This window comes from Haloarchaeobius iranensis (assembly GCF_900103505.1).
Taxonomy (GTDB): Archaea; Halobacteriota; Halobacteria; order Halobacteriales; family Natrialbaceae; genus Haloarchaeobius; species Haloarchaeobius iranensis.
The window spans coordinates 121,977-143,038 of the sequence record NZ_FNIA01000001.1; the positions used below are offsets into that span (position 1 = coordinate 121,977).

Consider the following 21,062-nt stretch of genomic DNA (forward strand, 5'->3'; position numbering starts at 1 on the left):
TCCGTCAGTCACCGAGACACGGGCATGAACAGACGCACGTTCCTCGCCGCCGCGGCGGGGACGACGAGCGCCGGGCTGGCCGGCTGTTTCGGGCTGCTGGAGACACGGACAGCCGGACAGCCGCCGGTCCTCTCGGACCGCCCGGACGCCGTCTACCATCCCACGCACGTCGAGGGGATGCAGATGGAGGAGATGGGACAGTCGGGCGACTTCGCCGCCGCCGTGATGTACAGCTATCCACACCGGTTCTGGACGGTCTCCGGCTCGGCGGTCACGAAGCACTCCATCCGGTCCGACGACGCGGCCCACGTCATGGTGGCGGTCTGGGACCCCGAGACCGGGGTCGTCGTGCCCGACGCCGGCGTCAGCATCGCCGTCACGAAGGATGAAGAGGTCGTCTCCGAGGAGGTCATCTACCCGATGCTCTCCCAGCCGATGGGCTTTCACTACGGTGCGAACTTCGCGCTCGACGGCACCGCGAACTACACCGTCGAGGTCGACATCGGAGGCCTGAGCGGCGTCGAGACGACCGGCTCGTTCGACGGTCGGTTCACGGAGTCGACGAGCATCGACCTCGACCTCTCCTACAGCGAGGCCGAGAAGCAAAACATCTCCTACGAGAACACGCCCGACCGGGCCGGTGACCGGACCGCCGTCGACGCGATGACGATGATGGACATGCCGCTGGGAATCGCCCCGTCGCCCGACGAGCTGCCGGGAGCGACCGTCGGTACCGCCAGCGCCGGCGACGCACAGTTCGTCGTGCAGGCGGTCGAGGCGGACCGGTTCGGCGGTGGCACCCACGTCGCCGTCTCGCCGCGGACGCCACACAACGGGATGTTGATTCCCCGGCTCGGTCTCGAGATGACCGTCGTCCGCGACGGCGAGTCCCTCTTCGACGGGGAGCTCGGCGCAGTCCTCGACCCCGAACTCGGCTACCACTACGCCGGCGGCCTCGACGCCCTGAAGTCCGGCGACGAGATCGAGCTCCGGGTGACCATCCCGCCGCAGGTGGCCCGCCACGAGGGCTACGAGACGGCGTTCCTGTCGTTCGAGCCGATGACGCTGCCGGTAGCGTGAGTACGACACGCTTTTGTCCCGGCCACTGAAACGCCGACACGAGATGGACGCTGATACCGTCAAGGAGGTCGTGGTCGCCGGCGCCTCTGTCCTGGCAGTCATCGCCGCCATGGCCTACGTCGGGATGGCCTACGGGAACGACACGGGTGTGCTGAGTACCCAGGGAGGCCAGATGCTCGCCTACGCTATCGCCGGCTTCGTCGTCCTGATGGCCATCGTCGGCTACACGCGCCAGTACTGGCTCAACCCGGACGACGAGGAGTAATCAGTCGTCGGCCGCGAGTCGCGTCTCGTAGTACGACAGCGGGTGCGCGATTGTCTCGCAGGTCTCGTCCTTGTTCACACAGTCGCCGTACGTCTGCATGGTCGCACACGATACCGGCGGGTACGCGATCTCTCCCTCCGACGTCGCGACGCGCTCGACACCGTAGCGGATGCGCTCGGCGACCGTCTCGTCGCCCGGGTCGACGATGGCGACGACCTCCTCGGCGTGCATGCCGACCGTCGCACAGAACGACAGGAGGACGAACCAGGAGTGGTCGGGGAGCTCCTCGCCGGCGCGGGCTCGCTCGAGCAACGCGTCCATGCACGGTGGGAACGCCGCCGGGTCGACATCGGCGAACTCGGTCGGAATCGCGGGGTCCGAGAGCACGTCCTCGACGGCGGCGACGGCGTGGTCGAGCTCCGCGGCGATGGCGTCCGGCACGGCGAACGGTAGCCCGGCGGCGACCCGCTCCTCGATGGCCGCCCGGAGCAGTTCGAGCAGCTCGTCGCGTGTGACCGGCACGTCGCCGGCGGCGAGACTCCGTCGCGGGAGCCGCCAGTCCGGGTCGTCGAGGTCGGCCGCGAGCTGCAGGTACCGCGTGACGGCGACCTCGTAGCCGTCCTCGGTCGGCACCACCTCGTCCTCGAGGTCGAACTCGGCGAGGAGTCGTTCGACGGTGAGGTCGGTGTCGTTGGTGGTGAACTTGAGGTCGTCCCCGCCGTCGAGGTCGGCGAGCACGCGCTCGTGGGCGGTCGCCGCCTCGGCCTTCGCGTACGTCCGGGTGACGACGGGGTCGTCGACGAGCGAGACGACCACGCGGGCGACCGGATACGAGAGGAGTTCGATGCGGTCGTCCCCGTGTGGCTCGCCGATGGTGTGGTCGGTGAGCGCCGACACCACCCGGTCGACCGCGCGGTCGACCGCCGGCTCGTCGGGCCGGGTTACCAGCTCGCCGAGGTCGACCGCCGCCGCGTCGACCGCCTCGCGGGCGGCCGCGAAGAACGGGTACCGGGCGTGGAGACGCTCCATCGGCGTCACGTTCCCGCTGTGCCCGGATAAACGCGACGGTCGGTCTTACGGACGTGTACTGGGGCGAGTGCGGCAGGGTTGAGGCCGCTGTCAATCCCCGGGACGAGCCGGCGTCGGCGAGAACAGCTGCTACCGCAAACAACCAGAAAGCCCCTGCTCGCTCGACAGGCGAAACGACGCAAGCGACGCGAGAGCGAAGCTCTCGCTAGTTGAGCGCGTCGCGCTCAGGCACCGCAGGAACGAGGAGCGCAGCGAGTTGCAGCCGTCGAGCGAGCAGCCCCTTTCAGCCCCACCCACCGCACCCGCACCTCACGCCTCCCCAGCCGATTCGCTCACCTCCGCTGCGCGCCGGTTCGCTCATCCCTCGCGCGGATGGCTCGACGTGCTCCCTGCGGTCGCACCATCTCACCAGCCGCGCGCCGGTCGGCTGGTCAGGTGTCGAGGAAACTCGGGAGTTTACGATTTTTGTGAACTTCCTCGGGTCGAGCGTCGTCAGAAGTCGTTCAGTCCGCGCCGGCCTCGGCCTCGCAGCTGCCCTCGGCGGGCTCGTGGGCGAGCGAGAGGACGACGGCCTCGCCGCAGAGGACGGTCGTGCCGTCGACGTCCGCGGTGGTCTGGACCCGGAGCTGGCCCTCCCCGAGGTCCTCGACGACCTCGACGGTGGCTGCGACGGTGTCGCCGGGGCGGACCGGCGCGCGGAACTCGAGGTCCTGCGAGACGTACACCACGTCGCCGGGGAGGTCGGCGAGTGCGGCGCTGACGAGGCCGGCGGGGAGCATCCCGTGGGCGATGCGGCCCTCGAACATCGTCTCGGCGGCGTAGCCGTCGTCCACGTGGAGCGGGTTGTCGTCGCCGACGAGCGCGGCGTAGTCCTCGATCTCGTCCGTCGATACCGTCATGCGTGCCGTGGCGGAGTCCCCGACCGTCGCAACTGTCATGTCCGAAGGGGAACGTCGTATCCGGTTCAAGCTAGGGGTTAACATGTAAAACGGGGTCTTTTCTATCCCGACAATCGTTGCCACGAACATGCCGACCGTTGACAACGACGGGGTGACTATCTCCTACGAGGTGGACGGACCGGAGGACGCGCCGGTCGTCGCCTTCTGCGAGGGGCTTGGCTACGCACGCTGGATGTGGCGGTTCCAGCGCGAACGACTCGAGGACTACCGGACCGTCGTCTTCGACAACCGGGGAACCGGTGAGTCCGAGGTCCCAGAGGAGCCGGAGGCGTACAGCATCGAGGCGTTCGCGAGCGACCTCGAGGCCGTGCTCGAAGCGGAAGACATCGACGAGGCGCACGTCGTCGGGGCGAGCATGGGCGGGATGACCGCACAGCAGTACGCCCATGACTACGACCGGGCCATCTCGCTGACGCTGCTCTGTACCTCCCACGGCGGCGAGGACGCCGTCGAGACCCCGCCGGAGACACAGGAGTACATGTTCGACGTGCCCGAGGGGTACGACGAGCGCGAGGCCATCCGCTACAAGATGACGCCCGCGATGACCGAGTCGTTCGCCGCGGAGAACGAGGAACTCGTCGAGCAGATCGTCGGCTGGCGGCTCGACTCCGACGCACCGGAGGCCGCGCGGAACGCCCAAGCCGGCGCGGTCGCGGCCTTCGACAGCACGCCGTGGCTCGACGAGCTGACGCTGCCGGCGCTGGTGCTCCACGGCACCGACGACCGCGTGCTCCCGGTCGAGAACGGCGAGCGGCTGGGCGCGGCGCTTCCCAACGCCGAACTCGAGCTGTACGAGGGGGGGTCGCACCTGTTCTTCATCGAGTCCGCGGACGAGGTGACGGCGAACATCCGGGGGCACGCGATGGTCCACGCAGGTGGCTCGCACGCGGGCGCGGAGGCACACGATGGGTAGTTCACGCGGTGACGGAACGGCCGACCGGCCGGACGGCCGAGAGGGGGTCGGTTCGGCGGCCGGGACACGAGCCGGTGGCTGGGTCGGCGCCTGGTCCGAGCGCCGGGCCGAGCTCTCGCCGGACCGCGTCGGGCTCCGGGACGCGACGACCGGCGAGTCGTACACCTACGCCGGGCTGGACCGGCGTGCGAACCGGGTCGCCCGGCTGCTCGGGCAGCACGGGGTCGACGCGAACGACCCCTCGACGATGCCGAACGTCGGCGGGGCCGGGTGCGCGACCCCGAGCGACGGCGACCCGGGGGACGTGACGGTCGGCGGGCGGGTCGCCGTCGTCTCGCGGAACCGGCCCGAGCTGGTCGACCTGTTCTTCGCGACGGGGAAGACCGGGGGCGTGCTCGCGCCGCTGTCGCACCGGCTCGCACCGCGCGAGCTGGGGGAGCTGCTCTCGGACGTCGCACCGTCGCTGCTCGTCGTCGAGGAGCCGTTCGCCGACCTGCTGGAGGAGGCGCTGGCCCACGACGCCTGCGACTACGACGGCCCGGTGCTCGGGCTCGGCGAGACGGAGCACGAGTCGTTCGCGGCGGCCGTGCCCGAGGACGGGTCGCCGGTCGAGCCCGCGGCCGTCGACGAGGACCACGCCCACCTGTTCCTGCACACCGGCGGCTCGACGGGCACGCCGAAGGAGACGGTGCTCACGCACGGCACCATCGCCTGGAACTCGGTCAACACCATCACTGCGTGGGGGCTGCGGCCCGAGGACGTGACACCGATGGTGTTCCCGATGTTCCACACGGGCGGCTGGAACGTGCTCACCGTGCCCCTGTTCCACCTCGGCGCGGAGGTCGTCATCGCGCGCGAGTTCGACCCGACCGAGGTGCTCTCCATCGTCGACGAGCGGGACGCCACGCTGCTCGTGGCGGTGCCGGCCGTCCTCCGGATGATGACGCAGGCCGACGGCTGGGACGACGCCGACCTCTCGACGCTCCGGTTCGTGAAGTCGGGTGGCGGCCCCTGCCGGGCGTCGGTGATGCAGGCGTGGTGGGACCGCGGCGTCGACCTCTCGCAGGGCTACGGGCTCACCGAGTGCGGGCCGAACAACTTCACGATGCCGACTGACTGGCCCCACGAGAAGGCCGACAGCGTCGGTCTCCCCGCGATGCACGTCGACGTGCGCATCGTCGACGACGACGGACGCCACGTCGACCCGGGCACCGTCGGCGAGCTCGAACTGGCCAGTCCACACGCCGCGGCCGGCTACTGGCGCGCCCCCGAGGAGACCGAAGCCACGTTCGGCCAGGGGTGGGTGTCGACCGGCGACCTCGCCCGCCGCGACGACGCCGGCTACGTCTACGTCGAGGGCCGCAAGAAGAACATGTACGTCTCCGGTGGGGAGAACGTCTACCCCGCCGCGGTCGAGGACGTCGTCTCCGGTCACCCGAAGGTCGAGGAGGTCGTCGTCGTCCCGGTCCCGGACGAGCAGTGGGGCCAGGTCGGGAAGGCCGTCGTCGAGGGCGACGAGTCGCTCACGCTCGACGAGCTGACCGCCTTCCTCGACGGCACGCTCGCCCGGTTCAAACGTCCGCGCCACCTCGCGTTCGTCGACGAGATGCCCACGTCGGGACCGTCGAAGATCGACCGCGAGGCCATCGCACGGGAGTTCGGTGGGGAGTAGCCGACGAGGACTACGCGGCACGATTTTCGACGAGGTGGACCGACACCCGAGACGCTCGTCGCAGAACCTGCCAGCAGACCCCCGTCATGCGACACAAGTTGTAAGTTTACTGTGTGTAAAGCAGGGAAAGATATTTTTATACAGAGTATATTCGTAGTAACTATACCGCGAATCCCGTGAATCGAACCGCTGTCGGTGGTCTGGGGGCCGTCGACGGTGCGGGGGGCGCGGTGGGGATCACGAATGACAGTACGATACCGAAAGAGCGGGGGGAGCGTCGGGCAATCGAAACTGTGGCTCGTCTGCGTCGTCGTCCTGGCGGTGCTCGCTGCACCGCTCGCTGGCGCGGCGATGGAGGGCGGGGGACACAGCACCACCCCCCAGGACAGCGCCGGCGGCGGCGCGTCGCTCGACCCGGCGGGCACCGGGACGGGCGGGGACACCGCACTGGCCGGGAACGGCTCCGCCGCGGCGGCGATGGCCATAGCGGACGTGGAAGCCGGGGCCAACGAGACTGTAACGGTGAACATCACGACGACGGGCGACAGCATCGCGGGCTACCAGGCGAACCTCTCCTGGGACCCGTCGGTGCTCCAGTTCGACTCCGTCTCCGGCGTCGACTTCGACGACCCGGTGCAGAACGTCAACGAGAGCGCCGGCTGGGTGTTCGTGACCCAGTCCCGCGCGAACGGCACCGCGTCCCCGACGGCCGCCGCGGTGACGTTCACACTCACCGGCGACCTCGGTTCGGCGTCGGCGCTGCGGTTCGAGTCCGAGGACAGTTCGGTCAACAACGAGTCGGCCCAGCTGACGACGGCCCTCGAGAACGGGTCTGTGGCCGTGACCGACACCACCGCGCCGGTGGCCGACGCGGGCGACGACCGCACCGTCGATGCGGGCACCACCGTCGCCTTCGACGCGAACGGCTCGTCGGACAACGTCGGTATCGCGGCGTACACCTGGTCGTTCGGCGATGGCACGAACGCCACCGGTGCGAACGCGACGCACACGTTCGAGGAGCCCGGCACGTACGCGGTCACGCTCACCGCGACCGACGCGGCCGGCAACGTCGGCACCGACACCACGAACGTCACGGTCGAGGAGACCGAGGGTGGTGGCGGCGGCGGTGGCGGCGGCGGTGGCGGCGGCGGCGGCGGCGGCGGCGGCGGTGGCGGTGGCGGCGGTGGCGGCGGCGACGACGGCGACGACGGCGACGACTCCGACGACGGCGACGACTCCGACGACGGCGACGACTCCGACGACGGCGACGACTCCGACGACGGCGACGATGGCGGCGAACACCCCGGCGACACGACGCCACCCGTTGCCGACGCCGGGGCGGGCTACGTCGCGAACGTGAGCGAGGCGGTCGCGTTCGACGCGACGAACTCCAGCGACGACCAGGGCATCGCGAACGTCACCTGGTCGTTCACCGACGGGGGGACCGCGAACGGAACGACGCCGACGCACGTCTTCGACGAGCCGGGCACCTACAACGCGACCGTGACCGTCACCGACCTGGCCGGCAACACCGACACCGACACGGCGACCGTGACCGTCACCGAGGTCAACGTCGTCACGACGACAGGCACGCCCGCCGACGGGCTGACGGTTCGGGTCGAGCGGGCGCAGGCGGGCGCGACGGTCGAGGTCCCGGTTCCCGCGGAGAACCGCTCGGTCTCACTGTCGAACCTGACCGTCGCCGTGGACCGCGCCGGGAGCTTCGAGCTGACGGTCCGGACCCACACCGACGACGAGCTGAACCTCTCCGCTGGCCACCGGGGGCTGGGCGGGCTCTCCGTCGGCGGTGCGATGGCCCACGTCGAGTCCGTCGACGCCGAGCTCACCGTCGACGGCGGGGCCGCGGCGGACAACATCTCGCTGCTCACCCGGACCGACGACGGCTGGGAGCGGCTGAACCGGTCCGTCCCGACGGGTGCGGCCAACGCCACCACGGCCGACGTCTCGATGGCCGAGAACGGCACCGTCGCGGTCGCCGCCCCAGCCTCGCCCGCCCCGGCAACGACGGCGGCCGACCCGGCACAACCACAGGAGCCGGGCACGCAGGCACCGGCGAACGATGGCGACGAGCCGCGAGCCCCCCTCCTGGCAATCTTCGGGACGGCGGCCCTGCTGGTCGCCTGTCTCGCGGTCGTGTCCCGGTTCGTCCGAGAGTGACGGCTGACGGGTTCGATTCTCTCGTTTCGGCGTGAAAGCCGGCTATGGGAAAGAAACGCTTATGAACGGACGTACCGATGTGTGAACACTAGGCACGAACGATTATGATAGATCTCTCGATGGACATGCAGCAGTACGACTGCCCGTTCATCGACACCACCACCGACCACGACGTGGCGTTCGCGGCGGCGCACTGGGAGTTCCACCCGGTCGCGGAGGAGCTCGAATGCCGCATGGTCGTCGAAGGGGCAGACAGAGGGGCGCTCGACAACGGGCTGCACGCCTTGCAGGAGCACGACCACATGCACGACATCGACCTGCTGGCAAAGCGTGACGACGTGGCGCACCTGAAGACCGTGATGGGCCAGACCGACGCCATGGAGACGATTCGCCGCAACGACGGCTACATCACGGGCCCGTTCTACATCGAGGACGGCAGCGAGATGTGGCACGTCGGCTTCGACGACGAGGGGCGGGCCGACGGCACGCTCTCGGAGCTGGAGAAGGCCAACGAGTTCGACGTCGTCGAGCGCGAGACGGTCACGCTGCCGTCGATGAACGACATCGTGCAGAACGCGGGCGCGGCGATGACGCTCATCGGGGGCTGTCGCGACCTCTCGGACGTGGAGCGCCAGACACTCGAGACCGCGGCGACCGAGGGCTACTTCGAGAGCCCGCGGGAGACGACGCTCGGCGACCTCGCCGACGAGTTCGGTGTCTCGAAACCGGCCGTCTCGAAGAACCTCCGCCGCGGCCAGCAGAAGATGGTCGAGCGGGTCGTCGACGCGCTGTCCGAGCTCGACGACTGAGTATTTAACATGTTAACCTCGCAATTCTTGCCCGTCTTGATTCGATAGTATCGAGTATGTCGCGCGTGAGCATTTCACGAAGACGAATGATGGCCACGTTGGGTGCACTCAGTTCCGGCGCGCTCGCCGGTTGCACGAGTGGTGGTGACGGCGAAGGTACGGATACGCAAACGAACACAGCCACTGACGGGGGCACGACCAACGCCGGTGGACAGCAGACCACGACCCAGGCGGACGTGTCGGCCTCGGGGACGGTCAAGGTCGGCATCATGCAGCCGATGTCCGGCGACCTCCAGTACTACGGGATGCAGGCCATCTGGGGCTTCCTCTCGGGGCTGGCCTACCGCACCGACTCGGACCCGCTGACGGACGTCCAGACCGGAACGCGGACCGTCGAGGACGACGACGTGACCTGGGAGCTCGTCTTCAAGGACACGCAGTTCTCGGCCGACGTGGCACAGACGGCCGCGACCGACCTCGTCCAGCAGGACGACGTCGACGTGCTCTTTGGCTGCTCCTCGTCCGGGTCGGCGACCCGGGTCGCACAGACCGTCGTGAACACGTCCGGGGTCGACGTGCCGTTCATCGCGGGGCCGGCGGCCTCGGCCGACGTCACCGCGAACGGCGATACCTGTTCGGACCAGGTGTTCCGCGCCAACGAGAACACCGCGATGGACGCCCGGTCCGGCGGCACCTACGCCGCACAGGAGACGGACATCCAGCGCGTGTTCCTGATGGGCGCGGACTACTCGTTCGGCCGCGCCGTCGTGAACAACTACCGGACGGTGCTCGAGGCGAACGGCATCGAGATCGTCGGCGAGCGGTTCGTCCCGCAGGGCTACTCCGAGTTCGAGGGGCTGTTCGAGCAGGCGGTCAGCGCGAACGCCGACGCGGTCGTCGGCGGGTTCACGGTCGCGACGCTCCCGAACTTCATGACGACGGCGGCGAACTACGACCTGCGCATCTTCGGCGGCTTCGCCACGGAGATCACGAACGCGGTCGTCGGCCAGGTCCTGACGAACCTGCTGGGCGAGCCGCTGACCGCCCAGAAGATTCGCGACGCCGAGATCGGCCCGTTCACGACCAGATACCACTGGAACCAGTACAGCAACGACATCAACACCGCGTTCGTCGACATGTACACGAACGCCTACGGGAAGGTGCCCGACCTGTTCACGTCGGGGACCTTCACGGCGGCCTCCTCGGTCCATCAGGCCGTGCAGGCGTCCGGCTCGACCGAGGGCGTCGATATCGCGAGCTCGATGAAGGGGATGACGGTCGCGGACACGCCGAAGGGCACGGACGCGTACACCTACCAGGAGTACAACAACCAGGCGCGCTCCGAGATGACCGTCGCCTACCCGGTCCCGACGACCGACGAGTTCGCGGACAGCTGGGGCGCGAGCATCATGCCGGGTGAGCCCGTCGCCCGCGTCAGCAAGGACCAGACGACCATCCCGGCTGACGACCCCGGGATGGGCTGCGACCTGTAGGCGATGGGGGACCAGGTGTTACGCACCGACGGGCTGACGAAGCACTTCGGCGGCATCACCGCCGTCGACGGTGTCTCGTTCGCCCTCGACAGCGAGGAGTGCTGCGCGCTCATCGGCCCGAACGGGGCGGGGAAGACGACGTTCTTCAACCTGCTCACCGGCGAGCTCGAGCCGAGCGAAGGCAGCGTCGAGTTCCACGACGACGACGGCTGGCACGACCTGACCGGGCTTGCGCCGCACGAGACGGCGAGCGCCGGCCTCCACCGCTCGTACCAGATAACCAACCTGTTTCCGACGACGACGGTCCGGGAGAACGTCCGCGTCGCGGCACAGGCCCACGGGAACGCGACGTCGCGCTTCTGGCGCAACGTCGACGCGTTCCCGGAGTACGTCGACGAGGCCGAATCCATCCTCGAACGGGTGGGGCTGTCCGCGAAAGCCGACGACGTCGCTCGGAACCTCAGCCACGGCGAGAAGCGCCAGCTGGAGCTCGGCGTCGCGCTCGCGGGCGATCCCGACGTGCTGCTGCTCGACGAGCCGGCGGCGGGCGTCTCCTCCGAGAGCGTCGACGAGGTCGTCGACCTCATCCGGAACGTGGCGAGGGACCACGCCGTCCTGCTCGTTGAGCACAACATGGACGTCGTGATGGACCTCGCGGACCGTATCGCGGTGCTGCATCAGGGCGAACTCATCGCCGACGGCCCGCCGACCGAGGTGCGCGACGACGACGCGGTCCAGGAGGCGTACCTCGGCGGCTACGACCCCGACGCGCCGACCGCCAGCGACGACGGCGGCGACGGCAGCGGGACGACCGGCGAGGACGGGGGTGGCGTCGCGTGAGCCACCTGCTCGAACTCGCGGACGTCCACACGTACTACGGCGAGAGCCACATCCTCGAAGGGGTCTCGCTGCACGTCGACCCCGGCGAGACCGTCGCGCTCGTCGGCCGCAACGGCGTCGGGAAGACGACGACCCTGCGGACCGCGCTCCAGCTGACACCGCCGCGGAACGGGACCGTCACCTACGACGGCGAGGACGTGACCGGCAGCGAGACCCACGAGGTCGCCCAGGCCGGCATGGGCTGGATTCCCGAGGACAGACGCATGTTCTCCCAGCTCACCGTCGATGAGAACATCCAGGTCGCGGTGAAGGACAGCGAGCGGGTCGACGCACACCTCGACCGCGCGTTCGAGGCGTTCCCCGACCTCCGCGAGTTCCGGAACCGCAAGGCCGGCAACCTCTCGGGCGGCCAGCAGCAGATGGTCGCCATCGCGCGCGGTCTCGTCGGCGAGAACGACCTCCTGCTCGTCGACGAACCCAGCGAGGGGCTCGCGCCACAGATCGTCGAGGACGTGGCGAACGCGCTGCGCGCGGTCTCCGAGGATGCCTCGCTGTTGCTCGTCGAGCAGAACTTCCCGCTCGCGATGGACCTCGCGGACCGGTTCTACCTGATGGACCACGGCGAGGTCGTCCACTCCGACACGACCGAGGGCGTCAGCGCCGACGACGAGGAGATACGGAGGTACCTGACGTGATTCCGCTCGTCTCCCTCGTCGACGCCGCCCTGCACTTTCTCGACCCGGCGGTGCTCGCACGGGTGCTGTTCGACGGCCTGGCGAAGGCCTCCATCTACGTGATGATAGCGGCGGGGCTGACGCTCATCTTCGGCCTGATGGGCGTGCTCAACTTCGCGCACGGCTCGCTGACCGCCATCGGGGCGTACCTCGGCGGCCTCGTGATGGTGACGTTCGCCGCGAGCGCGTCCGGCAACGTCGGCCGCATCGCGCTGTTCTTCGTCGCCATCGTCGTCGTGTTCGCGCTGCTGACGGCCTTCGGCGGCGCGATGGAGGTGTCGCTCATCCGGCCGCTGTACGACCGACCGCCGCTGTACCAGATACTGCTCACCTTCGGCATCACGCTCGTGTTGGAGGAGCTGTTGCGGATGATACTGCTGTTCTACGACATCCAGCCCTCGACGGACTGGCTGGCGGCCCAGGGCACCCGTCCGGAAGTCATCTCGAAGACCCACGACGTGTTCGGCCTTGGTGTCGAAGGGCTGGAGGTGTTCCAGATACTGCTCGGCGTCGCCATCACCGCCGGCGTCTGGCTCTTCCTCACGCGTACCCGGTACGGCCTCTACATCCGCGCCGGCAGCGAGGACGGCGAGATGGCACAGGCCCTCGGCGTGAACGTCCACCAGGCGTTCACCGTCGTCTTCGGCGTCGGCGTCGGTATCACCGGTGTCGCCGGGGCGCTGCTGATGTGGGACAGCGCGTGGGCGGCGAGCATCAACCTCGGTGCTGAGGTGCTCCTGCCCGCGTTCGTCGTCGTCATCGTCGGCGGCCTCGGCACGTTCCGGGGGACCGTCGTCGCCGGCGTGCTGGTCGGGTTCGTGGACGCGTTCACCACCGAGCTGTTCACCAGCGACATCGTCGGCTTCTCCGCGCTGCCGGAGCTGTTCATCTTCCTCATCCTCGTGGGGACGCTCGTCCTGCGGCCCCAAGGGCTGTTCGGCGTCGAGGAGGTGGGTGGCCATTAGCGAGCCCACCGACGCGCCCGACGACGGCGCGACCGACGCCGACGGCGGCACCGCGACCGCGGACTCGGCCGACGTGGCGAGCGAGACGGCCACCGGCGAGCACTACCTCGTCGAGTACCTCCGCGGACACGTCGCCCACGCGTTCGTCGTCGCCTTCTTCGGCCTCTACCCGTTCGCCCACACGTTCCTCACCGGCTCGCTCGTCGGTGCGGAGATGGCGATGTTCCTGCCGCGCGTGCAGACGATGATTACGGTGTTCTACTTCGGCCTGTTCGCGATGAGCTTCGACTTCATCAGCGGCTACACGGGCTACCTCTCCTTCGGCCACTCGGCGTTCTACGGTCTCGGCGCGTACTTCGTCATCCTGGTCGCGAACGGGAAGGTGCCGCTGCTCGGGAGCGGGACCCCGTTCATGGTGCTGTTGCTCCTCGCCGGCATCCTCGCCGTGGTGCTGGCGCTGCTGATGGGGAGCGTGGCGTTCCGGCTCACCGGCGTCTACTTCGCGATGATCACCCTCGGGTTCGCCCAGATACTCTACGTGTTCTTCTCGAACTGGGACTACCTCGGCTCGAACCCGCGGGACGGCATCGCCGTCCTCGGCAGACAGGACGGCTTCTCCATCGGCGTGCCGTACGTCGACTCGCTGAACATGAGCATCGGCCAGCTCCAGGGCGACACGTTCACCTGGGGGATGGACTTCGCGGCGATGACCGGCATCGACGCGCTCGCCCCCATCAGCCACACCATCGTCCTCGGGCCCGGCGAGGTGTCGTACTACATGGTCGGGCTGGTCGTGCTGGTCTGTTACTTCATGCTGCAGCGCATCGTCCACTCGCCGTTCGGGCGGGCGATGATCGCCATCCGCGAGAACGAGGAGCGCGCCCGGGCTGTCGGCTACGACACCTTCCGCGTGAAGATGGGCGCGTTCGCCATCTCTGGGTTCTTCGGGGCGGTCGCCGGCGGCCTGTTCACGGGCTACCGGACCTCCGTCGCGCCCGAGAACTCGTTCTACTTCCTCACCGCCGGCGACGCGCTGCTGGCCTCCATCATCGGCGGCTTCGGCACCGTCGCGGGCCCGCTGTTCGGCCGGCTCTTCCACGAAGGGCTCCACGAGTTCCTCACGAAGGAGGGCGGCGGGCTGCTGCCGTACCTCCGCAGCCAGCTCGGCGAGGGGACGCTGAACACGGTCATCGTCGACGGCTTCACCGTCGCCGAGGCCATCGAGGTGTTCCTCAACGGTCGCGCCGGCCTCTACATCGGCCTGCTGTTCGTCCTGTTCGTGCTGTACGTTCCCAACGGGCTGCTCGGAACGCTCCGGGGCTACCTCGGTGGGACCGTCGCCGGACAGGTCGCCGCGGCCGTGAAGCGCCGCGTCCGGGGGTGGAAACTGTGACCGGGTCCGGGCCCGACCGCGGCGGGCCCGACTCCGACGGCGGCGACGCGACCGCCACGACCGACGGCGGCGGGCCCGTCGAGGGCGATACGACCGTCGCGCTCACCGGCTACGGGACGTACGTCCCCGACGAGACGGTCTCCGGCGAAGCCATCGCCGCGGAGAGCGGCATCCCCGAGGACGTCGTCGTCGAGAAGATGGGCCTGCGCGAGAAGCACGTCTGCCCGCCCGACGGCGACCACGCCACGGAGATGTCCGTGGCCGCCGGCCGCGAGGCGCTCGCCGACGCGGGCCTTGACGCCGCCGACCTCGACCTCGTGCTGTACCACGGCAGCGAGTACAAGGACCACGTCGTCTGGTCCGCCGCGGCCGCCATCGCCGAGGCGCTCGGGGCCGAGAACGCCTACGCGAACGAGTCCTACGCGCTCTGTGCGGGGGCGCCGCTGGCCGTCCGGGGGACGAAGGCGCAGCTGCTCGCCGACCACGTCGACCGCGCGCTGCTCGTGGCCGCCAGCCGCGAGGAGGACCTCGTCGACTACGAGAACGAGCGCTCCTCGTTCATGTTCAACTTCGGCTCCGGCGCGAGCGCGATGGTGCTCGAATCGGCCCCCGACGGCGACCGCGTCCGCGCGACCGTCGGCGAGAGCGCGGCCGTCACGGACGGCTCGTTCGCCGACGACGTGGTGATGCCGGCCGGCGGCTCGAAGCGCCCGCCGAGCCACGACACGGTCGATTCGGGCCTGCACACGCTCGACGTGCCGAACCAGGAGTCGATGAAGGAGCGGCTCGCCGAGGTGAGCCTGCCGAACTTCCGCGAGGTCGCCGAGACAGCCATGGAGCGCTCCGGCGTCGAGTCGGTCGACTTCATCGCCGTGACGCACATGAAGCGGTCGTTCCACGAGGACCTCTGCGACGACCTCGGCTGTGACCCCGAGTCCGACGCCTACTACCTCGACGACTACGGCCACGTCCAGTCCGCCGACCAGATTCTGGCGCTGGACGAGGGTCTGGCTCGGGGGCGCGTCGAACCGGGCGACGACGTGCTCTTTCTCGCCGCCGGCACTGGCTACACCTGGGCCGCGACCTGCCTGACCTGGCGGGGGTAGCGGCCGGCGGTCACGGTCGACGTGGCAGATGCTGCCCGCTCCGAGAACCGCGAGAAGCGAGTGGGTGCTACTCCCGACGACCGGTCCGCGCTTCGACGCGCATCTCCACGTAGCGACCCGCCCACGTGCGGAGGTGGCGTCGAAGCGGTTCGAACGGTGCCGAGAACGGTCCGTCCGTCGGGGCAGGGTCGACCGTGTCACCACTGTCGTCTACCGGCGTCCGCTCGCTCGGGTCGGGTTGCCCCTCTGGAAAACTCATACGTTACTGTATACCACGACCCGTACAATAAATATTAGGAATTCTAGTACGTGACGGCGGCGGTGCCGCACCTCTCGTTACAGTCGCTCTCCGCCGAGTCCTTCGAAATTCGCATTCCATCCACCGGAGCCGGTCGAGAGAAAAATGCACTTATACCCCACCTCCCAACGGTGCCGGTACCCCCAATGACCGAATCGCCGTCGTCGTCCGGAAGCATCCAGAAGACCTTCCTCAAGTACCAGCACGTCTTCGTGTTCCTCGCCCCGTTGCTGTTCGTCGTCGGTGTGTACTTCTTCGCACCGACCGAGGGCTCCGGGCTGGGCTACTGGCTCAACTACTGGTGGATGTTCCTCGTGTTCGTCACGGGAGCGACCATCGTCAACACGGTCGGTATCAGCGGCTCCGCGCTGTTCGTCCCCTTCCTCATCTTCATCTACCCGCTCATCACGGGAGACGTGCTCAAATCCCAGACGCTCGTGAAGATCGGCCTCATCAGCGAGTCGTTCGGCCTGTCCAGCTCCGCGCTCGCGTTCATCCAGTACGGGCTGGTCGACCGCCGGCTGGCGACCTCGCTCGTGCTCGGGGCCGTCCCGTTCGTCGTCGCCGGCGCCTTGCTCTCCTTCGTCATCCCGGCCTGGCTGTTCCACACCCTCCTCGGTGTCGCGCTGCTCGCCGCCTCCTACCTCCTGTTCCGGGCCAACCTCGGCCACGAGGAGCCCAGCGGGAGCCCCGACGAGACCGGGCAGGTGTCCGCCGACGGTGGCGAGCTCCCGAACGACGCCGACAAGCTCGGCCCGGCCGGCGTCGCCATCGACGACGAGGGCACCGTCACCCGCGTCGACCGCGACGGCAACGACTACGAGTACTCCCGGGGCGGCTACGTCGAGCGGTTCCTCAACTACAGCATCGGCGGCGTTTTCCAGGGCCTCGCCGGCTTCGGTATCGGCGAACTCGGCATCATCTCGATGCTCCGGACGAAGGTGCCCGTGCGCGTCGCCATCGGCACGAACCACATCGTCGTCGCGACGACCGCCGTCCTCGCCTCCCTCGTCCACGTCTTCGGCGGCGGCCTCGTCGGCGGCCACACGATGGACCTCGCGTCGACCCCGTGGGACATCGTCGTCTGGACCGTCCCCGCGACGACGCTGGGCGGCCAGATCGCGCCCTACGTCTCGGCCGCGCTCGACACCAGCATCATCAAGAAAGGCGTCGGCGTGCTGTTCGCCATCATCGCCCTCGCACTGTTCATCATGGCGACCGGCGGGCTCTGAACCGGCGCTCGCAATCCCGGCTTTCAAGACGCTCCCGGCGCGCCATCCGGTATGTACGACGACATCCTCCTGCCGACGGACGGGAGCGACGGCATCGACGCCGCAGCGGAGCACGCGACCACGCTCGCCGAGCGGTTCGACGCGACCGTCCGCGTCCTCTCGGTCGTGGACACGCGCAACCGGTTCGAGAGCCCGACGAGCGGCCTCTCGCCGGAGGCGTGGACGCAGGCCGAGCGCGAGCGGGCCGACGCGGCGGTCGAGACCACGGTCGCCGCGTTGCCCGACGAACTGGCCGTGGAGACGCACCGACGCGAGGGCGTCCCCCGGAAGGAGATACTCGGCTTCGTCGAGGACGAAGCGGTCGACATGATCGTGATGGGCACCCACGGCCGGACCGGGCTCGACCACTACTTCATCGGGAGCGTCGCCGAGCAGGTGGTCCGGAAGTCGCCGGTGCCGGTCGTCACGGTCCGACTCTCCGCGGACTGAGCGGCGGGCGGGCGCTGGCGCGGGACGACCCACAAGCGAAGCTTTTTGCGCGCGCCACCGCCACCTACCGGTATCAGAATGACGCGCGATACGGATGCTCCGGCCGACGACGACGTGTTGCCCGACGGGGGCGACGCCGTCGCGGAGGGGGCCGACGACGTGGCGCTGGACCCGTGGGGCTCCTCGACCGTCGCGGACTACCGGAAGCTGTTCGAGGAGTTCGGCATCGAGGAGTTCGACCAGCTGCTGCCCGAGGTGCCGAAGCCGCACTACCTGATGCGACGCGGGGTCATCTTCGGCCATCGCGACTACCGGCCCGTGGCGGCGGCGATGCGGAACGACGAGCCGTTCGCCGTCCTGTCGGGGTTCATGCCGACGGGCGACCCCCACATCGGCCACAAGCTGGTGTTCGACGAAATCATCTGGCACCAGGAGCGCGGCGGCGACGCCTACGGCCTCATCGCCGACCTGGAGGCCCACTCGGCTCGGGGACTAACCTGGGACGAGATCGACGAGCACTCGCGGGACTACCTCCTGAGCCTGCTCGCGCTCGGGTTCGACCCGGACGAGGGCGAGCTCTACCGCCAGTCCGACAACCGCGAGCTGCAGGACCTCGCGTTCGAGCTCGGCATCGAGGCGAACTACTCCGAGCTGCAGGCCATCTACGGCTTCGACGGCGAGACGGACGTGAGCCACATGCAGAGCGTCGTCACCCAGATGGCGGACATCCTCTACCCGCAGCTCGACGAGCCGAAGCCGACGGTCATCCCGGTCGGGCCGGACCAGGACCCGCACATGCGGCTGGCCCGGGACCTGGCGACCCGGATGCGCTTCTTCAAGGTGACCGAGGCGTACGCGAGCTTCGAGGCCGACGACGCAGAGCGCGCACTCCTCCGCGAGGCGTGGGACGCGCTGGACGACCTCGCGGACGGCGGCGAGACGACGGTCCGCTGTGTCCACGCCGCACAGTACCTCGCCCACGGTGCCGACACGGTCGACTTCGAGGCCGACCGGCCGACCGTCGAGGTGCCCGAACTCGATGAGTCGGCGCGCGCGAGCGTCGTGACGAAGCTCCAGTCCGCGGGCATGGAGCCGTTCCGGCCCCGCACCCGCTTCTTCGACCGACAGGCGACCGACGAGGCGTTCGAGGGACTCATCGACGCCGTCGAGGGCGAGAAGCGCGTCTACGAGGGGCACGTCGACTCGTTCGACCTCGAGGTGGCGGCCGCCGAGGAGCTCGCCAGGCAGGTCGAGGTCGACCACGGCGGCTACGGCTTCATCCCGCCGTCGTCCATCTACCACCGCTTCATGACCGGGCTGACGGGCGGGAAGATGTCCTCCTCGGTGCCGGCGAGCCACATCAGCCTGCTCGACGACCCCGAGGACGGCTACGACAAGGTGAAGGCCGCGACCACGGGCGGCCGCGAGACCGCCGAGGAGCAGCGCGAACTCGGCGGCGAGGCCGACGACTGCCCCGTCTACGAGCTGTACGCCTACCTGCTGGCGAACGACGACGACGACCTCGCGACCGAGGTGTACGAGGAGTGCGTCGGCGGCGAGCGGCTCTGTGGCGGCTGCAAGGAGCAGGCGGCCGAGCTGATGCGGGAGTTCCTCGCGGACCACCAGGAGAAACGCGAGGAGGCGAAGACGCTGCTCGCCGAGCTGGACATCGACCTCGACACCGACCGCGCCTGACTGCGTCGAGCCGTTTTCTTCAATAGCTAGCAAGAAATATTTAACCGCGTGGTCGGCCAACTCGGGACGATGACCTCCCGGCCCGGACGCGACGGCGAGCACGATGCGATGGTCTGTGCCGACGTGCTCGGCTCGTTCGGCGTCTCCGTCACGGACGTGCGCGCCCAGACGGGCACGCCTGGTGCGTCGCTCGAGACCGCACTCGCGAGCGCGCTCGAGGCGGCCGGTCACCCGGCGGAGTTCCTGCGGGACGTGGTCGTGGCGTCGGACCGCGGTCTCGACGCGCCGGCCCGCTACTGGAGCCACGCCCCGGCGGCCCACCTCGCCGACGTCTTCGACGCGATCGACTGGGAGTTCTCGATGCGGGACGCCCACGGACGGCCGGTCTCCGCCGACGGCGAGTCGCCCGGGCCGTACACCCTCTCCGTGACCGACGCGAACGACATCACCCGCGAGGCACCGTTCGAGTACCCGGACACCCCCCTCGGCGACTACAACCTGCCAGCGCTCGTCGACGCGGTGAACGTCCGGCTGCTGTACGGGCTCGGCTGTGAGTTCGTCCAGCTCTCCGACGGCACCGACCGCTGGCGGTTCGCCCTCGTCGAGACCGAGGAACGCGCACGCCTCGACGAGTCCTACGGCCCGCGCGTCGAGGTGTTCGACAGGCCGCTCCTCGCGAAGTACCAGCCCGGGGCGTACGTCCCCGACGACGGCGAGGACGTCCCGCTCCCGGAGTGGGTCACCAGCACCGAGGGCTCCTCCCTCGCGGAGCGTGCCCCCGACCGGGCGACCGGCGTCGCGGATCTCGACGACCCGGTCGAGGCGGACCCCGACGCAGTCCTCGAAGGCGAGGACGGGGTCGTGGCGGGCGAACCGGAGGGGGACGATGGCACGGCCGACATCATCGACTTCGTCGGCGACGACTCCCCGCGCACCGAATCGGTCGACACCGTCGATGTCGTCGAGGACGGTGACCCCGTCTGGGAGGGCGGTGACGGTGAGGAGACCGACGACGATGGCGGCGTGAGTACCTGGCGGGACGACGAGGTAGAAGGCGGCGAGGCGGAAGGCGGGGCGGCGGACCGCGAGGATGCTGACGACGACCAGGCCGGACCCGTCGACGCGACGCCGTTCTGGGACGAGGACGACTGGGTACTCGACCCCGGCGGCGACGACGAGCGCACGGCCGATGCTGCGGACGGCGACGGCGACGACCACGACGGCGTCGACGACGTGGGCTGGAGCGACGGCTTCGTGCTGGACAGCGGCGTGGACGAGCCCAGCGGGGAGCCCGGCGACGCGTCCGTTTCGGCGGGCGAGCGGGCGGTAACCGCGACGGTCGACACCGCGACCGTGGACGGCCAGCGCTCCGACGAGGCCGTCGACACGGCGACCGGAAGTTCGAGTCCAGGCGAGTCGGACGACACCGGCACCGACGGCTTCGAGCTCCGCGGGGGCGGTCCCGCCGTCTCGCGGGCCGACGACGACGCGCTCGACGACGTGTTCGACGAGCTGGAGGCAGACGCTGCGACCGAGTCCGTCGGCGACCCGGCCGACGAGGGACGCGACGACGACGACGCCTTCGACGTGGGCGGCCTCGCCGGGGGCGGCGCGAACCGGAAAGCGGCCCGTATCGAGGACGACGACTTCGGCGTCGACGTCGAGTCCACCGAGGACGACCGACTCGCGGCCTACGGCGCGGCGATCCACGTCGGCGGTGGCATCTCGGTGAGAGGGTTGCTCGACGACGACGAGTTCGTACCGGAGTTCCCGGCCGCCGAGCGCAACGAGGTCCGGATCGAGTTCGAGGAGTCGTTCGACCCGGCGACGCCCTCGCCGGCGGAGCGTCGCGAGACCGACGACGGCTTCGTCTGGGTCAACGAGGGGGCGCTGGCCGAGAACCGGCAGTGAG

General features: G+C 69.4%; 19 protein-coding genes. 16 read left to right on the top strand and 3 right to left on the bottom strand.

Going from position 1 to position 21,062, the window contains the following annotated elements; genetic code table 11:
- Positions 1-24 precede the first annotated feature (24 nt).
- Together BLT27_RS00535 and BLT27_RS00540 are read left to right on the top strand one after the other, a co-directional pair.
- Positions 25-1,080: a DUF7350 domain-containing protein gene (locus BLT27_RS00535; protein ID WP_089731076.1), complete on the top strand. Its 1,056-nt coding sequence runs from the start codon at positions 25-27 to the stop codon at positions 1,078-1,080.
- Positions 1,081-1,123: 43 nt separating this feature from the next.
- Entirely contained in the window at positions 1,124-1,345 is a 222-nt protein-coding gene (locus tag BLT27_RS00540) for a DUF7472 family protein (protein WP_089731077.1), read from the top strand.
- Here BLT27_RS00540 and BLT27_RS00545 read toward each other — a convergent pair whose 3' ends face one another.
- Together BLT27_RS00545 and BLT27_RS00550 are read right to left on the bottom strand one after the other, a co-directional pair.
- Positions 1,346-2,374, bottom strand: a complete 1,029-nt coding sequence (locus tag BLT27_RS00545) for a DNA primase large subunit PriL (RefSeq protein WP_089731078.1) — start codon at positions 2,372-2,374, stop codon at positions 1,346-1,348.
- A gap of 503 nt (positions 2,375-2,877) precedes the next feature.
- The gene (locus BLT27_RS00550) at positions 2,878-3,312 is read right to left on the bottom strand and encodes a MaoC family dehydratase (protein WP_089731079.1); all 435 of its coding nucleotides are present in this window, start codon (positions 3,310-3,312) and stop codon (positions 2,878-2,880) included.
- 88 nt (positions 3,313-3,400) lie between these two features.
- Here BLT27_RS00550 and BLT27_RS00555 point away from each other — a divergent pair, with 88 nt between their 5' ends.
- From BLT27_RS00555 to BLT27_RS00600, 10 genes are all read left to right on the top strand, one after another.
- Positions 3,401-4,246 (top strand): alpha/beta fold hydrolase, encoded by an 846-nt coding sequence (locus BLT27_RS00555; RefSeq protein ID WP_089731080.1) that lies wholly within the window; start codon positions 3,401-3,403, stop codon positions 4,244-4,246.
- A complete protein-coding gene (locus BLT27_RS00560; protein WP_089731081.1) occupies positions 4,239-5,918 on the top strand; it encodes an AMP-binding protein in 1,680 nt (559 codons plus the stop codon). The genes BLT27_RS00555 and BLT27_RS00560 overlap by 8 nt, the downstream gene beginning before the upstream one ends.
- Positions 5,919-6,161: 243 nt before the next feature.
- Positions 6,162-8,096 carry a PKD domain-containing protein gene (locus tag BLT27_RS00565; protein ID WP_089731082.1) on the top strand — a complete coding sequence of 645 codons (1,935 nt, stop codon included), beginning with the start codon at positions 6,162-6,164 and terminating at the stop codon, positions 8,094-8,096.
- Positions 8,097-8,200: 104 nt separating this feature from the next.
- Positions 8,201-8,905 carry a helix-turn-helix domain-containing protein gene (locus BLT27_RS00570; RefSeq protein WP_089731083.1) on the top strand — a complete coding sequence of 235 codons (705 nt, stop codon included), beginning with the start codon at positions 8,201-8,203 and terminating at the stop codon, positions 8,903-8,905.
- Positions 8,906-8,991: 86 nt separating this feature from the next.
- Positions 8,992-10,398 (top strand): ABC transporter substrate-binding protein, encoded by a 1,407-nt coding sequence (locus BLT27_RS00575; protein WP_245707567.1) that lies wholly within the window; start codon positions 8,992-8,994, stop codon positions 10,396-10,398.
- A 3-nt stretch (positions 10,399-10,401) separates the two neighbouring features.
- On the top strand, positions 10,402-11,238 hold the full coding sequence (locus BLT27_RS00580; RefSeq protein ID WP_089731085.1) for an ABC transporter ATP-binding protein: 837 nt from the start codon (positions 10,402-10,404) through the stop codon (positions 11,236-11,238).
- The gene (locus BLT27_RS00585) at positions 11,235-11,933 is read left to right on the top strand and encodes an ABC transporter ATP-binding protein (RefSeq protein WP_089731086.1); all 699 of its coding nucleotides are present in this window, start codon (positions 11,235-11,237) and stop codon (positions 11,931-11,933) included. The genes BLT27_RS00580 and BLT27_RS00585 overlap by 4 nt, the downstream gene beginning before the upstream one ends.
- Complete coding sequence (locus tag BLT27_RS00590) at positions 11,930-12,937, top strand: branched-chain amino acid ABC transporter permease (RefSeq protein WP_089731087.1); 1,008 nt, start codon at positions 11,930-11,932, stop codon at positions 12,935-12,937. Before BLT27_RS00585 ends, BLT27_RS00590 begins: the two co-directional genes overlap by 4 nt.
- A gap of 214 nt (positions 12,938-13,151) precedes the next feature.
- A complete protein-coding gene (locus BLT27_RS00595) occupies positions 13,152-14,330 on the top strand; it encodes a branched-chain amino acid ABC transporter permease (RefSeq protein ID WP_089731242.1) in 1,179 nt (392 codons plus the stop codon).
- Positions 14,327-15,436, top strand: a complete 1,110-nt coding sequence (locus BLT27_RS00600; protein WP_089731088.1) for a 3-oxoacyl-ACP synthase — start codon at positions 14,327-14,329, stop codon at positions 15,434-15,436. Before BLT27_RS00595 ends, BLT27_RS00600 begins: the two co-directional genes overlap by 4 nt.
- 67 nt (positions 15,437-15,503) lie before the next feature.
- On the opposite strand, the gene BLT27_RS00605 is transcribed toward BLT27_RS00600, so the two are convergent.
- Complete coding sequence (locus tag BLT27_RS00605) at positions 15,504-15,695, bottom strand: hypothetical protein (RefSeq protein ID WP_089731089.1); 192 nt, start codon at positions 15,693-15,695, stop codon at positions 15,504-15,506.
- A gap of 185 nt (positions 15,696-15,880) precedes the next feature.
- Here BLT27_RS00605 and BLT27_RS00610 point away from each other — a divergent pair, with 185 nt between their 5' ends.
- The 4 genes from BLT27_RS00610 to BLT27_RS00625 all read left to right on the top strand — a co-directional run bounded on the left by BLT27_RS00610 (position 15,881) and on the right by BLT27_RS00625 (position 21,061).
- The gene (locus BLT27_RS00610; RefSeq protein WP_089731090.1) at positions 15,881-16,966 is read left to right on the top strand and encodes a sulfite exporter TauE/SafE family protein; all 1,086 of its coding nucleotides are present in this window, start codon (positions 15,881-15,883) and stop codon (positions 16,964-16,966) included.
- A 51-nt stretch (positions 16,967-17,017) separates the two neighbouring features.
- On the top strand, positions 17,018-17,455 hold the full coding sequence (locus BLT27_RS00615) for a universal stress protein (RefSeq protein WP_089731091.1): 438 nt from the start codon (positions 17,018-17,020) through the stop codon (positions 17,453-17,455).
- A gap of 78 nt (positions 17,456-17,533) precedes the next feature.
- Positions 17,534-19,150 carry a tryptophan--tRNA ligase gene (locus BLT27_RS00620; protein ID WP_089731092.1) on the top strand — a complete coding sequence of 539 codons (1,617 nt, stop codon included), beginning with the start codon at positions 17,534-17,536 and terminating at the stop codon, positions 19,148-19,150.
- A gap of 69 nt (positions 19,151-19,219) precedes the next feature.
- The gene (locus BLT27_RS00625) at positions 19,220-21,061 is read left to right on the top strand and encodes a hypothetical protein (protein ID WP_139172223.1); all 1,842 of its coding nucleotides are present in this window, start codon (positions 19,220-19,222) and stop codon (positions 21,059-21,061) included.
- The last annotated feature ends 1 nt before the right edge of the window (position 21,062 follow it).

Bases quoted from the DNA above. Each gene is read 5' to 3' on its own strand.
- BLT27_RS00535 (WP_089731076.1), top strand. From the start codon at position 25: ATGAACAGACGCACGTTCCTCGCCGCCGCGGCGGGGACGACGAGCGCC.
- BLT27_RS00540 (WP_089731077.1), top strand. From the start codon at position 1,124: ATGGACGCTGATACCGTCAAGGAGGTCGTGGTCGCCGGCGCCTCTGTC.
- BLT27_RS00545 (WP_089731078.1), bottom strand. From the start codon at position 2,374: ATGGAGCGTCTCCACGCCCGGTACCCGTTCTTCGCGGCCGCCCGCGAG.
- BLT27_RS00550 (WP_089731079.1), bottom strand. From the start codon at position 3,312: ATGACAGTTGCGACGGTCGGGGACTCCGCCACGGCACGCATGACGGTA.
- BLT27_RS00555 (WP_089731080.1), top strand. From the start codon at position 3,401: ATGCCGACCGTTGACAACGACGGGGTGACTATCTCCTACGAGGTGGAC.
- BLT27_RS00560 (WP_089731081.1), top strand. From the start codon at position 4,239: ATGGGTAGTTCACGCGGTGACGGAACGGCCGACCGGCCGGACGGCCGA.
- BLT27_RS00565 (WP_089731082.1), top strand. From the start codon at position 6,162: ATGACAGTACGATACCGAAAGAGCGGGGGGAGCGTCGGGCAATCGAAA.
- BLT27_RS00570 (WP_089731083.1), top strand. From the start codon at position 8,201: ATGATAGATCTCTCGATGGACATGCAGCAGTACGACTGCCCGTTCATC.
- BLT27_RS00575 (WP_245707567.1), top strand. From the start codon at position 8,992: ATGATGGCCACGTTGGGTGCACTCAGTTCCGGCGCGCTCGCCGGTTGC.
- BLT27_RS00580 (WP_089731085.1), top strand. From the start codon at position 10,402: ATGGGGGACCAGGTGTTACGCACCGACGGGCTGACGAAGCACTTCGGC.
- BLT27_RS00595 (WP_089731242.1), top strand. From the start codon at position 13,152: ATGGCGATGTTCCTGCCGCGCGTGCAGACGATGATTACGGTGTTCTAC.
- BLT27_RS00605 (WP_089731089.1), bottom strand. From the start codon at position 15,695: ATGAGTTTTCCAGAGGGGCAACCCGACCCGAGCGAGCGGACGCCGGTA.
- BLT27_RS00610 (WP_089731090.1), top strand. From the start codon at position 15,881: ATGACCGAATCGCCGTCGTCGTCCGGAAGCATCCAGAAGACCTTCCTC.
- BLT27_RS00615 (WP_089731091.1), top strand. From the start codon at position 17,018: ATGTACGACGACATCCTCCTGCCGACGGACGGGAGCGACGGCATCGAC.
- BLT27_RS00620 (WP_089731092.1), top strand. From the start codon at position 17,534: ATGACGCGCGATACGGATGCTCCGGCCGACGACGACGTGTTGCCCGAC.
- BLT27_RS00625 (WP_139172223.1), top strand. From the start codon at position 19,220: ATGACCTCCCGGCCCGGACGCGACGGCGAGCACGATGCGATGGTCTGT.